This is a genomic window from Nocardia lasii (assembly GCF_042658545.1).
Classification (GTDB): Bacteria; Actinomycetota; Actinomycetes; order Mycobacteriales; family Mycobacteriaceae; genus Nocardia; species Nocardia lasii.
In genome coordinates, this window is the sequence record NZ_JBHSQN010000004.1 from 221,286 (window position 1) to 236,280 (window position 14,995).

The window sequence follows — 14,995 nt, forward strand, 5'->3', positions numbered from 1 at the left end:
CACCCGCGCGTGGGCTCGGAAATGGCGGGTATGCCGGGAGCGGGACCCCATCTCAGCAGTTCGGAGCGGGGGTGGAGTCGCGGCCCGTGGGAAATCCGATGGTGCCGACGTTCTACCCTGGTAGACGATATTTCCTTTACCGGGGACCGGCGAGAACAAGAAGGCAGGACCGTGCAGGACACTCGTGCAACCGAGACTGACGTACCTCAGCACCGGTACAACGCCGAGCTGGCTGGGCGGATCGAGCGCCGCTGGCAGCGCAACTGGAGCGAGCGCGCCACCTTCGAGGCGCCCAACCCGGTCGGTCCGCTCGCGGGTGACACCCCGGCCGACAAGCTGTTCATCCAGGACATGTTCCCGTTCCCCTCGGGCGCGGGCCTGCACGTGGGCCACCCGCTGGGCTACATCGCCACCGACGTGTTCGGCCGCTACCACCGCATGCGCGGCCGCAACGTGCTGCACGCGCTGGGCTACGACGCCTTCGGCCTGCCCGCCGAGCAGTACGCCGTGCAGACCGGCGCGCACCCCCGGGTGACCACCGAGTCCAACATCGCGACCATGCAGCGTCAGCTGGACCGTCTCGGCCTCGGCCACGACCCGCGCCGCTCCTTCGCCACCACCGATCCCGAGTACTACCGGTGGACGCAGTGGATCTTCCTGCGCATCTACAACGCCTGGTACGACCAGGAGGCCGGGAAGGCCCGGCCGATCGCCGATCTGGAAACCCAGTTCGCCAGCGGCGCGCGTCCGGTTCCCGACGGCGACTGGAACGCGCTGTCGACCGCCGAGCGTGGCGCGCTGATCGACTCGTATCGCCTCGTGTACCAGTCGGATTCGATCGTCAACTGGTGCCCGGGTCTGGGCACGGTGCTGTCGAACGAAGAGGTCACCGCCGACGGCCGCAGCGAGCGCGGCAACTTCCCGGTGTTCCGTAAGCGCATGTGGCAGTGGATGATGCGCATCACCTCCTACGCCGATCGCCTCGTCGACGACCTGGACACCCTGGACTGGCCCGACAATGTGAAGTCCATGCAGCGCAACTGGATCGGGCGCTCGCGCGGCGCCCAGGTGCGGTTCGACGCCGGCGGGGAGACCATCGAGGTCTTCACCACGCGCCCCGACACCCTGTTCGGCGCCACCTATGTCGTGCTGGCCCCCGAGCACGAGCTGGTCGACACGTTGACCGCCGCCGCCTGGCCCGCCGACACCGACACCCGCTGGACCAATGACAGCGCGACCCCGGCCGAAGCCGTTGCGGCGTACCGCAAGTCGATAGCGGCGAAGTCGGATCTGGAACGGCAGGAGAACAAGGAGAAGACCGGCGTCTTCCTGGGCTCCTACGCCACCAACCCGGCCGACGGCTCGCAGGTCCCGATCTTCATCGCCGACTACGTGCTCAGCGGCTACGGCACCGGCGCCATCATGGCGGTGCCCGGCCACGACGGTCGCGACTGGGATTTCGCCACCGCGCTGGGCCTGCCGATCGTGGCGGTGATCTCCGGCGGCGACGTCAGCGAGGCCGCCTGGACCGGTGACGGCGAACTGGTGAATTCCGGCTTCCTGAACGGACTTCCGGTCGACGAGGCCAAGACCACCATGATCGGCCACCTGGAAGCCGAGGGCCACGGCACCGGCACCGTGCAGTACAAGCTGCGCGACTGGCTGTTCGCCCGCCAGCGCTACTGGGGCGAGCCGTTCCCGATCGTCTACGACGAAGACGGTGTCGCCCACGCGCTGCCGGAATCCATGCTGCCCGTGGAACTTCCGGAGATGGAAGACTTCGCGCCGGTCACCTTCGACCCCGACGACGCGAATTCCGAGCCCTCCCCGCCGCTGGCCAAGGCCACCGACTGGGTCACGGTGGAACTGGATCTGGGCGACGGACCCAAGCGGTACCGCCGCGACACCAACGTGATGCCCAACTGGGCCGGCTCCTCGTGGTACCAGCTGCGCTACGCCGACCCGACCAACACCGAGACGTTCTGCGCCGAGGAGAACGAGAAGTACTGGCTGGGCCCGCGCACGGCCGAACACGGCCCGAACGATCCCGGCGGGGTGGATCTGTACGTCGGCGGCGTCGAGCACGCGGTGCTGCACCTGCTGTACGCGCGGTTCTGGCAGAAAGTGCTGTTCGACCTGGGCGATGTGTCCGGCAGCGAGCCCTACCGGCGCCTGTACAACCAGGGCTACGTGCAGGGTTACGCGTATAAGGACGAGCGCGGCGCGTACGTGCCCGCCGCCGAGATCGTCGAACGCGACGCGAAGTTCTTCTGGACCGGGCCCGACGGTGTCGAGATCGAGGTCTTCCAGGAGTACGGCAAGATCGGCAAGTCGCTCAAGAACGCCATCTCGCCCGACGAGATGTGCGACCTCTACGGCGCCGACACCTTCCGCTTCTACGAGATGTCGATGGGTCCGCTGGACACCTCGCGCCCGTGGGCGACCAAGGACGTCGTCGGCGCGCACCGCTTCCTGCAGCGGGTGTGGCGACTGGTCGTCGACGAGGAAACCGGCCTGGTGAAGGCCACCGACGAGCTGCCCGCCGACGAGACCCTGCGCCTGGTGCACCGCACCATCGCCGGGGTCGACGAGGATCTGGCGGCGCTGCGCGACAACACCGCCGGTGCCAAGCTGATCGAGCTGACCAACCACCTCACCAAGCACTACCCGACCGGTGCCCCCCGCGCCGCCGTGGAACCCCTGGTGCTGATGCTGGCCCCGCTGGCCCCGCACATCGCCGAGGAACTGTGGGAACGCCTCGGCCACACCACGTATCTGGCCCACGGCCCCTTCCCGATCGCCGATCCCGCACTGCTAGTTGCGGATTCGGTGGAGTACCCGATCCAGGTGAAGGGCAAGGTGCGCAGCCGGATCCAGGTGCCGGCCGACGCCGACCCCGCCACCATCGAGGCGGCCGCCCTGGCCGACGAGAAGGTCATCGCCCTGCTCGACGGCGCCGCACCCCGCAAGGTGATCGTCGTTCCCGGCAAGATGGTGAATATCGTCCCGTAGTTCGCACCACCCGTTCGACCGTGAGGAGCAGCGACGATGACTGAACCGAAGGACGGACGGGTGCCCGAACCCCAGGGAAAATGGGCGGGCCTGCCCTATGACTGGCGTCGCCCGACCTGGGCCAAGGTCAAGGCCCGGTCATGGAACCCGGACGATCCCCGCCTGTTCACGCCCAAGGCGTACGGGTGGGGTTACGACATGAACCTCTACCGCCTGTTCCACTGGCGCCGTCAGAGTTGAACTTGCAGAACATCATTCAGCGTGACCAGTGACAGGTTGCGCTCCCTGATGATGTCCACCAACTGCCCGTAGCAGCGGGTGACCGGTGGAAAGTTGGCGTGGCCGATGATGATGGTCTGCGCGGCGAAGTACTGGTGCGCGCACTGGATCAGGTAGTCCTCGGTGATCAGGCCCGAGTCCGACAGCGAGCCGTACCACATGGTCGGTACGGTGTAGCCGAGGTCGGCGGCCACCCGGTCGACGGTGGCGTTGTGGTTGCCGAAGGGCGGGCGGAAGAACGGCGTACCGTCCACACCGAAGTTGTTGTGCAGGAACGTTTTCGTGCGCTCGAGCTGGGAGGCGACGGCGCTGGCGCTGATCTTGGTGAGGTCGGGGTGGTCCCAGCTGTGGTTGGCGAGCTGGATCTGGCCGGATTCCACCAGCGGGCGCATGGCGTCGCGGTGGATGGACCAGGCTTCGTAGTAGCCGGTGACGAAGAAGGTGAAGCGGGCGCCGGTGTCCTTGGCCCACTGCACGTACGCGCCGACCACCTCGGGGCTGGCGCCGTCGTCGACGGTCAGCGCCATCGACTGGCCGGGACCGGGCAGGGCGGTGATGGTCTTGGCGGGAATGATCGTCTTCGGACCGCCCGGCGGCGGCGGGAGCAGCGGCCGTACCGGAGTCGGGGCGGGCGGGGGCGCGGGGATCTCACCACCGACACCGGCCTCGACAGCCTCGCCCTCGGCCGTCGCGCAGCCGGTCAGGGCCACGGCGGTCCCCGCGGCCAGCAACGTCAGCATGTGACGTCGTTTCATCGCCGAACCCCCTACTCACATTCTCGCGGTGCACGGACCCTACCGATCCGGATCAACGGTCCGCTGAACAACAGATGGCGGTATACGCGCTCGTTCCTGGGTGGCATATTCGTGCACTCGGCTCCCAGAACAACCAGATTTCGGACCTCGAGCGGCACGACTGCACGATTATGCTCCCCCAGACTCGATCACCGTGGTCGCAACACGACCTCGGTGGGGTGGCCGTCGCGTGGCGTGTCGATGGCTGTGCGCACCGCACCCGCCACCGTCTCCGGGGTGAGGAACTCCGCTGCCCGGTACTCGCGCCCCTCCTCGGCGACGATCGCGCGCTGCATATCCGTGTCGATCCGGCCGGGGAAGATCGAGGTCACGCGCAGGTCTGGCTCCTCCTGGCGCAGGGCGTCGGCGAAGGCGCGCAGGCCGAACTTGCTCGCCGCGTAGGAACCCCAGCCCGGATGCGCGCGAATGCCCGCGCCCGAATTGATCAGCACCACATGCCCGTTCGCGGCGCGCAGGGCGGGTAGCAGCAGGCGGGTGAGTTCGGCGACGGCGATCAGGTTCACCTCGAGGGTGTCGCGCCACTGCTGCACCGAGGACTCCGCGACGGTGCCGAGGTCGGCGATGCCGGCGTTGTGGACCAGCACGTCGAGGCGGTCGATCCGTTCGGCGGCCGCGGCGACGGCGGCGTAGTCGGTGAGCGGCACCGGCCAGCCGGTCGCGGCGGGGAGTTCGGCGAGGATCGGCTCCAGCGCGTCGGCCGAGCGGGCGCCCAGCAGCAGGTCGTGGGTGGGGGCGAGTTCGCGGGCGATCGCGGCGCCGAGTCCACGGCTGGCGCCGGTGATGAGAGCGGTCGGGGCGGGCGTACTGGTCACCGTCATGGGTCCACGGTATCGACGGCCGGGCCCGAGTGACCGGCGGGACGCACCCACATACCGGGCAAATCGGGCGCAACCCGGCACGGTTGTCGACACCGTGACCGTTTCCCCGCAGATCAGCGGCACTCGCTAGTACCGTTCGACTATGACCGATCCCCGGTACAACTACGGACCAGACAACCCGCAGTATCCCCAGCACCCCCAGGACCAGCAGCCCAAGGTCAATGTGGGCAAGCTGTGGGCGGGTGGCGTCGGCACGGCCGTGGTGGCCGCGCTGCTGGTCGTCGTCGCGATCATGCTGATCCGCGGCGTGCTCGGCATCGCGATCCTGTCCCCCGAGGGCGCGGGCGCGTACGGCACCGTCTCCACCACCTCCTACGCCGTCGCCGCGGCCGGCGCCGCGCTGCTGGCCACCGCCCTGCTGATGGTGTTGCTACTGGCCATGCCGAGCCCGCTCACCTTCTTCACCTGGATCTGCCTGCTGCTCACGGCGGTGGCGGTGATCCTGCCGTTCACGCTGGTCGCCGATCTGGACGCCAAGATCGCGACCGCGGCGATCAACCTGCTCGTCGGGCTGTGCATCACCACGATGCTCAGCTCGGTCGGGTCGGCCGCCCAGAACGACCCGCGCCGCGCCGGGTACTGATCGTCACAGTCGCGCCGAGATGCCGTAGGGGGCGCTACGCCGCAAAATAGAGGGATGACCGACCCGGGCTTCACCTCGACGCAGCTCGCGGCCCGCGCCGCCTACCTCCTGCGCGGCAACGACCTGGGCACGATGACCAGCGCCGCGCCGCGCCTGTACCCGCACATGTGGAGTTGGGACGCGGCGTTCGTCGCGGTCGGGTTGGCGCCGTTGAGTGTGGAGCGGGCGGTCGTCGAACTGGACACGCTGCTCTCGGCGCAGTGGCGCAACGGGATGATCCCGCACATCGTGTTCGCCAACGGGGTGGACGGGTATTTTCCGGGGCCCGCGCGCTGGGAGTGTCGTAGGTTGGCCGCCAACGCGCCGCTCGGACCCGACACCTCCGGGATCACCCAACCGCCCGTGCACGCCATCGCGGTGCAGCGGATCCTCGACCATTCCCGCAGGCACGGGCGCTCCACCCGGGCCGTCGCGGAGGAATTCCTGAACCGGCGCTGGCCGGATCTGGTGCGCTGGCACCGGTGGCTCGCGCACGCCCGCGACCCCAAGGAGACCGGGCGGATCACCCTGTACCACGGGTGGGAATCCGGGATGGACAACTCGCCGCGCTGGGATCGCGCGTACGCCAATGTTGTTCCCGGCGCGGATCTTCCGCCGTATCGGCGCGCGGACACCGCGATCATCTCCGATCTGACCCAGCGCCCCAGCGACCGCGAATACGACCGGTACCTGTGGTTGGTCGAGCAGATGCGGCGCGCCAATTACGACGACTACCAGCTCACCTCGGTGATGAGTTTCGCCGTGGAGGACGTGTTCGTCTCGGCGATCTTCGCACTGGCCTGCGAGGTGCTCGCCGATATCGGCGAGGAGTACAAGCAACCGCTCTCCGATGTGCGCGAACTGCACGGCTGGGCCGAACGTTTCCGCAAGGGCGTGGTCGCCACCACCGACGAACGCACCGGCGCCGCACGCGATTACGACGTGCGCCTGCAACGCTGGATCAGCACCGACACCCTCGCGATGTTCGCGCCGCTGCTCTCGGGCGGACTGCCCCGCCACGCCGAACGCGCCCTGCTCAACACCTTCGAGGGCCCGCGCTTCTGCGGCCACCCCGACCTGCGCTACGCCCTGCCGCCGTCGACCTCGCCCGTCGCCAAGGAATTCCGGCCGCGCGAATACTGGCGCGGCCCGGTCTGGCCGGTCATGAGCTGGCTGTTCTCCTGGGCCTTCGCCCACCGGGGCTGGGCCGAACGCTCCTACATGCTGCGCGCCGAGGGCCTGCGCCAGGCCAGCGACGGCAGCTTCGCCGAATACTACGAACCCTTCACCGGCGCCCCGCTGGGCAGCATGCAGCAATCCTGGACCGCCGCTTCGGTTCTCGACTGGTTGGGCTGAGTCACCGATTCCATTCGACGGCGATCCCGAGTTCGCGCGCGAGCGTGGCGGCCAGGGATTCGAGGTCACCGCCCGTGATCGTGGCGCCGCGCAGGGCGGAGACGCCGTAGAGGCCGGTGAGGTCGCAGTCCTCGAAGCGCAGGTTCTGGTGCGGGCGGGTCTCTGCGAAGCGGGCGCCGGTGAGGTTGCACCGCTCGAATCGGACATTGCGGAACTCGGTGCGCTGGAAATCGGCCTGGCGTAGATCGCAGTCGCGGAAAACGACCGAGCGCAAACGGGATTCGGCGAACGAGGCCAGGTCGGCGCGGGTGGAGTCGATCAGCACATCGCGCAGAACGCCTGCGGTCCAAGATAATCCGGTGATCCGGCCGTGCTCGATGACGGACTCGAGCATCGTGGAATCGTCGGCCTGCACATTGGCCAGATCGCAGACCCGCAGCGTCGATTCGGCGATCGTGGCCTGGCGCAACGTACTCGGGAAGCGGACGCTGTCGAACAGGCAGCCCTCCACGCTCAGCCCGTACACGTGCGACTCGGCGAAATCGACGTCGCGATACTCGACCTCGGTGACGCTCAGTTCGTCGACCGGATCGTCCCCCGGCGAGACCGCCGCCCGCAACGACCCCACCTTCGCCACCGCGGGCTCGAACCGCACCTCGCTCTTGCGTGCCATCCCACCAAGATACGGGCCACGACACACGCCGACACCGCTGGTCACACGGGTGCCGAACCATTACGGTCGACGGCCATGAGCCCCCCGCGCTGGCGTTCGACGCTCCGTGGTTGTTTCGCGTTCCTCGTCATCGGCTGCGCGCTCTCCAGCACCGACCCCGGCCCGCGTGGCCCCTCCTGGGAGCAGGCCGACACACAGCGGGTCGACCTCCCCGCGCTCCGCGCGACCGGACAGCAACTCTCGCTGGCCCGCGCCACCGAGCACCTCCCCGCCGCCGACCCGGTCGCGCGCCCGCCCACCGACCTCATCAACTCGGCCCACCACGACCTCGCCGACCTCCACCTGCACTCCCCCGTCCCCCACCCCGCCCTGGTGGGCACCGCACTGACCGATCCGGCCACCCACCCCACCTGGACCTTCTGGCGCGCCGCCACCGCGTCCCCCCGCCCCGACTTCACCACCATCGCCGGTCTCGGCGGCGGCTAGCCGATCCCTCCGCTGAAACGACGAAACCGCCACTCGCCCAGCCGAGTAGCGGTTTCATCAGCGGATCGGGCCTCGGCTACACGCCGATGCGACCGCCGTTCTTCTTCCAGACCACCGCGACCGAGGGACGCGGCTGGGCGGTGCCGCCGTCGGGCCAGTGCGACAGCGGCTGGTCGGTGGTGGCATCGTCACCCTCACCGGGGTGCTGCACGCACACGATCACCTGCTTCTCGGTGATGATCGGGCCGCAGGTCTCGCCGCCGCGCGGGACGGTCAGGAACTGCTTGGTCTCGCCGCGATCGGGGCCGTCCAGGACCACCGAGAACAGGCCGTCGTTGGACTTGAGCGCGTTGCCGTCGGTGGAGATCCACAGGTTGCCGTACGGGTCGAAGGCCAGGTTGTCCGGGCAGGAGATCGGGCTGACCTTGGCCTTGTCGAAACCGCTGAAGTAGGTGTCGGCGGCGGTGGGGTCACCGCAGACCAGCAGCAGCGTCCAGGTGAAGTCGGTGCCGGTGTGGTTGTCGGTGAGCTCGAGGACCTGGCCGTTCTTGTTCAGCTTGCGCGGGTTGGCCTCGTCCACGCCGGGCTTGCCCTCGGCGCCGCGGTTGGTGTTGTTGGTCAGCGCGACGTAGACCTTGCCGGTCTTGGGGTTGGTCTCGAAGTCCTCGGGGCGGTCCATCTTGGTGGCGCCGACCTTGTCACCGGCCTGGCGGGTGAACACCGCGACCTCTTCGGCGGACATGCCGTCGACCAGGGACTTGCCCTTGCCGTCGGCGCCGGTCTCGAGCAGCGGAATCCACTGGCCCTTACCGGTGAAACCGCCGGTGGGAACCTTGCCGGAGCCGTCGATCTCGGCCGCGTGGTCGCCGGTGAGCTTGGCGACGTAGAGGGTGCCCTCGTCGAGAATGGTCATGTTGTGCCGCATGGCCGAGGCGCCGACGCCCGACTGCACCTTCTTGGTGGAGACGAACTTGTACAGGTAGTCGAAGCGCTCGTCGTCGCCGCTGTAGGCCACGACGCTGCCGTCGCCGGTCACGTGGATGGTGGCGGCCTCGTGCTTGAAACGGCCGAGCGAGCTGTGCTTGACCGGCACCGAGGTGGCATCCCACGGGTTGACCTCGACGACGTAACCGAAGCGGTTGACCTCGTTGGGCTCGGCGGCGATGTCGAAGCGCGGGTCGAAGGTCTCCCACTTGCGCTCGGAGCCCGCGCCCTCGATGCCGTAGCGCTTGAGCCGCTTGGCAGCGTCGGCATCGGTGACCGTCTCGGCGTTGCCGAAGTACTGGTTGAAGTTCTCCTCACCCGAAAGCACTGTGCCCCACGGGGTCACACCGCCCGAGCAGTTGTTCAGCGTGCCGAGCACCTTGGTGCCGGTGGGATCGGCCTTGGTCTTGAGCAGCGCGCTCCCGGCGGCCGGGCCCTTGACCTCGAACTCGGTGGTGGCGGTGATGCGACGGTTGTACTTGCCGAAGGCGGGCTTCAGGTTGCCCGAACCGGACTCACCGTGCACCTCGACCACGCTCAAACCATGTGCGGCCAAGGCGATCTCGAACTGTTCGCGGGTCGGCGCGTCCTTGTCGTAGCCGCGGAACATCATCGGCTCGGTGCTGTACTCGTGGCTCACGACCAGCAGGTACTTCTCGGGCTGGCCCTCGATCGGCAGCAGGCCGGCGAAGTCGCAGTTGTAGCCGAACTGCTGGGCGGCCGCCGCGGCGGTCTGCTTGTCGAAGTCGAACGCGGGCGCGCCCTCGATCACCGCGTCACCCCAGCGGATCAGCACCGACTGCTCGTAGCCCTCGGGGGTGACGATCGCGTCTTCCTTGTTCGGCGCGACGGCGGTGAAACCGGTGCCGGTACCCGGCGAGCCGGTGGGGCTCGAGCCGGCATCGGCGCTGTCGTCGCCACAGGCGGCCAGCACGCTCACCGCGCCGACGCCGAGGACGACCGCGGCGCCGCCCTTGATCAGGCCACGACGGTTGAGCTTGGCGACGATGTCACCGAAGTACTCACCGTCGGAGGAATTGGGCACCTCGTGGAAGCAGGCGCTGCCACACTTGTATTCACAGGTCAAGGCGGCACGGGCCGACTGACCGTCGTGCTTGACGAACAGAGCGAGCGGTTTCGGACTCACGGTGACTCCTGAGTAGAACGGACTCCGGGCACCGTAAGCAGCCCAAGCGAGCCGTCGGGAAAGCGAAGATGAACGGGCGACCAAAACTGCGCGCTGTGCCCGACCCGACCCGGGTCAGCCACAGCGCGCGGTGGGGCGTTGTCATCAGGCGTTGACCGGAAGCGCGATCACCACCTCGTGCTCGCTGCCGGGCAGGTAGTGCACCTGCACGATCCGACCCAGTTGCACGTGACCGAATGCTGTCGGCGGCAGGTACTTCTCGGCACGGGTCTCGAACGTGGAGCCGTCGGGGCGGGTAACCACCAGGGCCAGCACGACTTCGGTGTAGCCGCCGCGGATGCGACCGGTGACGTCGATGCCGCGCACCACCGCCTGCGCGGTGAGTCCACGATCGGCGATATCGAGCTTGCCGCGGGTGGTGATGCCCTTGCGGATGAGCGATTCGTTCATCGCGCGCTGAACAGCGTTGCTGTCGCCGGAGCGGTCGACCTCGACCCGGTCGGTGCGGCCCGGGATATAGCGGACCGGCAACACGACCCCCGGCTGCAACAACGCCAACTCGGTGAGCGGGACGATCATCTTGGCGTGCGAATCGAAGACCTTTCCATCGGACCCCTCGACCCGGAAAGCGATCTTGATCTGCGGTTGATCGTTCACCGACACCCCCGTCTGCCGAAACGAGGTGATCGTGCCGATCCCCACCTCCGCGTGCCGGAATTCGCCGCTGTTGCGGCCGGTGAAAGCCTCCACGATGCCCTCGCCGGTGAAGGCGAAGACCATCGGGATGATGGTGAGGGCGACGATCGGCAAGGCCATCTGCGGGCCGACCCAGCCGAAGGTGGAGCCGGTGTACGGGTCGGGGTCGTAGGTGAGGCCGTGGAAGAGGTAGTAACCGAACGCGAGGATTCCGAACGCGACCGCGGCCGCACGGAGCTTGGACTGCATAATTTTCTCCTGTGTTTATTGGCGGCTGGCGCCGCGGTTCTCGGCGCTTAACTCCGCCTCTTCCCTCCCTCCGGGCACTCCTTCGTCGCACCCTCCGGTCAGTCCAGAGGCGGAGGCGCGCCGAGAACACCCAGGTGGGCCTGGCCCAGGTGTTTGAACTGGGTTTTTGGCGGCTGGCGCTGTGTTTTTGGCGGCTGGCGCCGCGGTTCTCGGCGCTTGACTCCGCCTCTGGGGGCTGGACCCAGGTGCTTGAACTGGGATCGCTGTGCTGGTTGGGCGGCTGGTGCCTCGGTTCTCGGCGGTCGACTTCGCTTCGTCCGGCCTGCGGGTACTCCTTCGTCACACCCTCCGGTCAGTCCAGAGGCGGTGGCGCGCCGAGAACGCTCAGGGGTACCTGGCCCAGGTGCTTGAACTGGGTTGGTGGTGTGCGACCGGGTCGCGGATGGTCAGGCGCCGACGATGGTGGCGCAGGCGAAGGTGACGTCGAACTTCGCGGTGGTGGGGCCCGCCATGGGGTTGGTCATGTCGGCGCTCACGCCCTCGCCGGTGATGCGGTAGGTGTTGCCGTCCTTGGTGAGGGTGGCCGAGCCGCCGGGCTGGCCGTTGCCGAAGCCGACCGCGTAGGGCAGGCCGTTGGCGCCGCCCTGGGTGCCGCCGATCGCGACCGCCTGCACGGTGTCGCCCTCGACCGACGCACTGACCGAGAGGGTGCCGTAGGTGGCGTTGGCCGCGTCGGTCAGCGCCAGGGCGAGCACGCCGCCCTGCTTGGCACAGGTGGTGTCGAACTTGGCGGTGACGTCCTTGCCGTCCACGCTGGCACTGGACTTGCCCGACGCCGGCGCCGGCGCGGCCGAACCCGAGGAGCTCGGGGTGGCGGTGCCCGCATCGTCACTGCACCCGGTAACCAGCAGCGCGGTGGCGGCGGCGGAAGCGGCGATGGCGGCGATCAGCTTGGTGTTCATGGGGTGTTCCGTTTCTCTCGTGTGAGCGGATCTCGGTGACCCGTTGAGAGAAAGGTAGAAACAATCCCCCACCTACCGATCCCAAGTTTCGGGCGAAACCCCAGGTAGCGGACATGGGTGGCGAGCCCCTAACCTATTGCGATGCGGAGGCCGCGCGCGATGGTGCTTGATGAGGTGTGGCGTGGGGTCGGTGGGGTGGATGCGCTGAGTGGGGCGCAGGGTGGGCCGTTGCGGCGGACGGTGAAGTTGATTCTGGATCCGCTGGTGTTGCGGCCGGTGCGGCATCCGGGGTTGGCGGGCAGTGTGCTCGATGCCGATGGGGTGGCGTTGTTGACGGCGCTCGTGCACGCGCAGGCGGACGTGCTGCGGGCGTGTTCGGCGTGGTTCGTGGTGGTGAAGCAGGCGCGGCGGGCGCTGCGGATCACCGAGGGGAACGCGCAGGATCTGTATTTTCAGCGGTGCTTCGAGCTGGCGGTGACCTGCGGGGCGCCGGGTATGGATGGGCGGGCGCGGGCCGAGGCGATGTTGCGGGAGGTGCACGAGAGCACCGGCGGGCGCACCACCGCCGCGTTGAAACGCTATGTGACTGAACCGAATCGGGTCGTCGAGCTGAATGGGCTGTTGGATATCGCCTGGTCGCGGCGGCCGCTCGCACCGTTCGGGGCGCGCGATCTGAGCGTCGAACTGACCGAGTTGCTCGATGCCTGCACGCTGGCCCGCGAGGGTGATCCGGCCGACGCGGGCCCGCTGTTCGACGACCTGCTCGACGACGGCGCCGGCACCCATCGCGGGGTAGCGCTGTGGCTCGCGCATCCCCGGGCGGGGGCCGATGACCTGGGGCTCACCGCATTCGAGATGCCGCGGCGGCCCGAACTGGGATCGTCCGCGTCGACCGCGAATCTGGCGCTGCCGTTCGATCGGACGGTCTACGAGCGGGTATTCACGGTGCTCCAGGGCAGTCTCGACCGGGTCGATCTGCCCGAGATTCCCGAGTTGGTGACGCGGGAGATCTCGCGGAGTTGTTCGCCGTGGGGATTGTTGGACGAATCGTTGCGGGTTGCCGCCGCTTCGGGAGCTGAACTGGCGCTGGGTCTTTCACCGCTCGGGGCGACCGGCGACGAAGAGGGATCGGTGGCCATCGGGACGGGCTGGGGCGGGCTCGGCGGATCGCGGGGAGGCGAGCTGGTCGACCGAGGCGGGTCGACAGGACGCGAGCTGGGCGACCGGCACCGGACAGAAGGACGCGGGCTGGGCGACCGGGATCGGTCAGCAGGACTCGAGCTGGGCGACCAGGGCGCGTCGGCGTACTCGCCTGGGCACGCGGCGGGTTCCTCGCGGGCGCATGAGGTGGTCAACAGTCGGTGGCGGCGGGAAGGGTATGTGCTGCAAGCGCGACGGTACGCGGTGCACGGGGTGGAGGGGCAGGCTGGGCCGCTGGCGGCGGTGGCCGTGGAGTTGCGCACGCCGTGGCGTCCCTATCTGCGCAGGTTGTGGGTGCGGTTGCACGGTCGGGACGTGCGGGAGTTGCCGGTGTATGAGCCCGGTGAGCTGTGGGATCTGCTCGACGGGGTCGCGCGGTCGGTGATGCTGGATCACCGCACGCGGGTGAAGCAGGCACTGAGCGTCTTCTCCGAAGCGAGGGCCAGCTGATGACCATCATCGACCTTCGCCACGAAGACCCCCGCCTGTTGGTCCTCGCCCCGGCGGGAGCACCGCTGGTCACCGATGCCGCGCCGGCCCTGGACGTGCTGGTGCTCGAAGTAGTCGGTGGGCATCTGACATGGAGCTTGCTCGACGACGAGGTGGTCCCCGCCGCTGTCCTCGATGATGCTGCGGCCGCACAGGATTGGATTTGGGCGGTGTACGGCGAAGAAGTCGCCCTTGCCGTCGCGGACAACCTGCCCGGTTCGCTGACCGCCTCCCCCGCGCAACCGGAACTGGTGGCGGCGTTGCGTCGACTCGCTTACGCGCACTGGGCGAGTCGGTGGTGGCCTGCTTCGACTGTCGAGGGGATCCCGACGCTGGACGCGCGACTTCTCGAGGAGGAGATCGAATCCCTCACCGACACCGGTGAATTCGTGCTCGAAGCCGCTCCCCAGGATGGGCCGGCCACATCCGAATTCCCCGGGGGCACGATCGCGGATGAGAACGAACTGAACCGCCGCGCAAGGCGTTCCGATGTTCCGCGCGCGGAGGACTACGCCTTGGCAGCCGGGGGCACGGAGTCGGTCGACGGTCTGATCATCGCCCGTGGCACGGCGGACTGGGACTGGCGTAGGTGCCCGCCCTGCCTACTCGATGCCGGGGGCCGGTCGGTGTCGTGGCAGGTCGTCCGGGTGGGCGAGGTATCGCAGGTCCAGGTCAGGGTGGTTGCGGCGCCGGAATGCCGGCGACACGTTCCCGAGCATCTTCGTCCGTACGCACGGGTGCGGCCGGCCACGTTCGCAGCACGTGACCAGGCCGGGGCGTCGGGCTCACACATGGAGCCGGGCGGCAGAAGCGGCGCAGGCGGCGCGGGCGACGCAGGCGGCACCAGCAGCACAGGCGGCGCGGGCGGCACCAGCAGCACCAGCAGCACAGGCAGCACAGGCAGCGCGGGCGGCGCAGGCGGCACCAGCAGCGCAGGCAGCGCGGGCGGCGCAGGCGGCGCAGGCAGCACCAGCAGCACAGGCAGCACCAGCAGCACAGGCAGCGCGGGCGGCGCAGGCAGCACCAGCAGCACCAGCAGCACAGGCAGCGCAGGCAGCGCGGGCGGCACCAGCAGCACAGGCAGCACAGGCAGCGCGGGCGGCACCAGCGCGGGCAGCGCGGGCAGCGCGGGCAGCGCGGGCGGCAC

Annotated in this window: 13 protein-coding genes; 7 read left to right on the forward strand and 6 right to left on the reverse strand. The window is 68.8% G+C overall.

Annotation, left to right across the window (positions count from 1 at the left end; genetic code table 11):
• Positions 1–171 precede the first annotated feature (171 nt).
• Positions 172–3,012: a leucine--tRNA ligase gene (gene leuS, locus ACFP3H_RS10410; protein ID WP_378603149.1), complete on the forward strand. Its 2,841-nt coding sequence runs from the start codon at positions 172–174 to the stop codon at positions 3,010–3,012.
• A gap of 36 nt (positions 3,013–3,048) precedes the next feature.
• Positions 3,049–3,252 (forward strand): DUF5808 domain-containing protein, encoded by a 204-nt coding sequence (locus ACFP3H_RS10415; RefSeq protein WP_378603152.1) that lies wholly within the window; start codon positions 3,049–3,051, stop codon positions 3,250–3,252.
• Here ACFP3H_RS10415 and ACFP3H_RS10420 read toward each other — a convergent pair.
• Positions 3,243–4,046 carry a polysaccharide deacetylase family protein gene (locus ACFP3H_RS10420; protein WP_378603156.1) on the reverse strand — a complete coding sequence of 268 codons (804 nt, stop codon included), beginning with the start codon at positions 4,044–4,046 and terminating at the stop codon, positions 3,243–3,245. The genes ACFP3H_RS10415 and ACFP3H_RS10420 overlap by 10 nt on opposite strands.
• Positions 4,047–4,234: 188 nt before the next feature.
• Positions 4,235–4,924 (reverse strand): SDR family oxidoreductase, encoded by a 690-nt coding sequence (locus ACFP3H_RS10425; protein ID WP_378603159.1) that lies wholly within the window; start codon positions 4,922–4,924, stop codon positions 4,235–4,237.
• A 142-nt stretch (positions 4,925–5,066) separates the two neighbouring features.
• On the opposite strand from ACFP3H_RS10425, the gene ACFP3H_RS10430 reads away from it, so the two are divergent.
• Both ACFP3H_RS10430 and ggh read left to right on the forward strand, forming a co-directional pair.
• The gene (locus ACFP3H_RS10430; RefSeq protein ID WP_378603162.1) at positions 5,067–5,567 is read left to right on the forward strand and encodes a DUF6069 family protein; all 501 of its coding nucleotides are present in this window, start codon (positions 5,067–5,069) and stop codon (positions 5,565–5,567) included.
• Between the two features lie 54 nt (positions 5,568–5,621).
• A complete protein-coding gene (gene ggh, locus ACFP3H_RS10435; protein WP_378603165.1) occupies positions 5,622–6,962 on the forward strand; it encodes a glucosylglycerate hydrolase in 1,341 nt (446 codons plus the stop codon).
• Between the two features lies 1 nt (position 6,963).
• Here the strand turns inward: ggh and ACFP3H_RS10440 are convergent, their stop codons facing one another.
• Positions 6,964–7,635, reverse strand: coding sequence for a pentapeptide repeat-containing protein (locus tag ACFP3H_RS10440; RefSeq protein ID WP_378603168.1), 672 nt, complete (start codon positions 7,633–7,635; stop codon positions 6,964–6,966).
• Positions 7,636–7,710: 75 nt separating this feature from the next.
• Here ACFP3H_RS10440 and ACFP3H_RS10445 point away from each other — a divergent pair, with 75 nt between their 5' ends.
• Complete coding sequence (locus tag ACFP3H_RS10445) at positions 7,711–8,121, forward strand: hypothetical protein (RefSeq protein WP_378603171.1); 411 nt, start codon at positions 7,711–7,713, stop codon at positions 8,119–8,121.
• A 76-nt stretch (positions 8,122–8,197) separates the two neighbouring features.
• On the opposite strand, the gene ACFP3H_RS10450 is transcribed toward ACFP3H_RS10445, so the two are convergent.
• From ACFP3H_RS10450 to ACFP3H_RS10460, 3 genes are all read right to left on the reverse strand, one after another.
• Positions 8,198–10,252, reverse strand: a complete 2,055-nt coding sequence (locus ACFP3H_RS10450) for a PhoX family protein (RefSeq protein WP_378603174.1) — start codon at positions 10,250–10,252, stop codon at positions 8,198–8,200.
• 144 nt (positions 10,253–10,396) lie between these two features.
• Positions 10,397–11,197 carry a hypothetical protein gene (locus ACFP3H_RS10455; RefSeq protein WP_378603177.1) on the reverse strand — a complete coding sequence of 267 codons (801 nt, stop codon included), beginning with the start codon at positions 11,195–11,197 and terminating at the stop codon, positions 10,397–10,399.
• Between the two features lie 446 nt (positions 11,198–11,643).
• The gene (locus ACFP3H_RS10460) at positions 11,644–12,159 is read right to left on the reverse strand and encodes a lipoprotein LpqH (protein ID WP_378603180.1); all 516 of its coding nucleotides are present in this window, start codon (positions 12,157–12,159) and stop codon (positions 11,644–11,646) included.
• A gap of 141 nt (positions 12,160–12,300) precedes the next feature.
• On the opposite strand from ACFP3H_RS10460, the gene ACFP3H_RS10465 reads away from it, so the two are divergent.
• Positions 12,301–13,809, forward strand: coding sequence for a hypothetical protein (locus ACFP3H_RS10465; RefSeq protein ID WP_378603183.1), 1,509 nt, complete (start codon positions 12,301–12,303; stop codon positions 13,807–13,809).
• Positions 13,809–14,995: hypothetical protein (locus ACFP3H_RS10470; protein ID WP_378603186.1), on the forward strand; the 1,187-nt coding region annotated here is incomplete at its 3' end. The genes ACFP3H_RS10465 and ACFP3H_RS10470, both read left to right, overlap by 1 nt.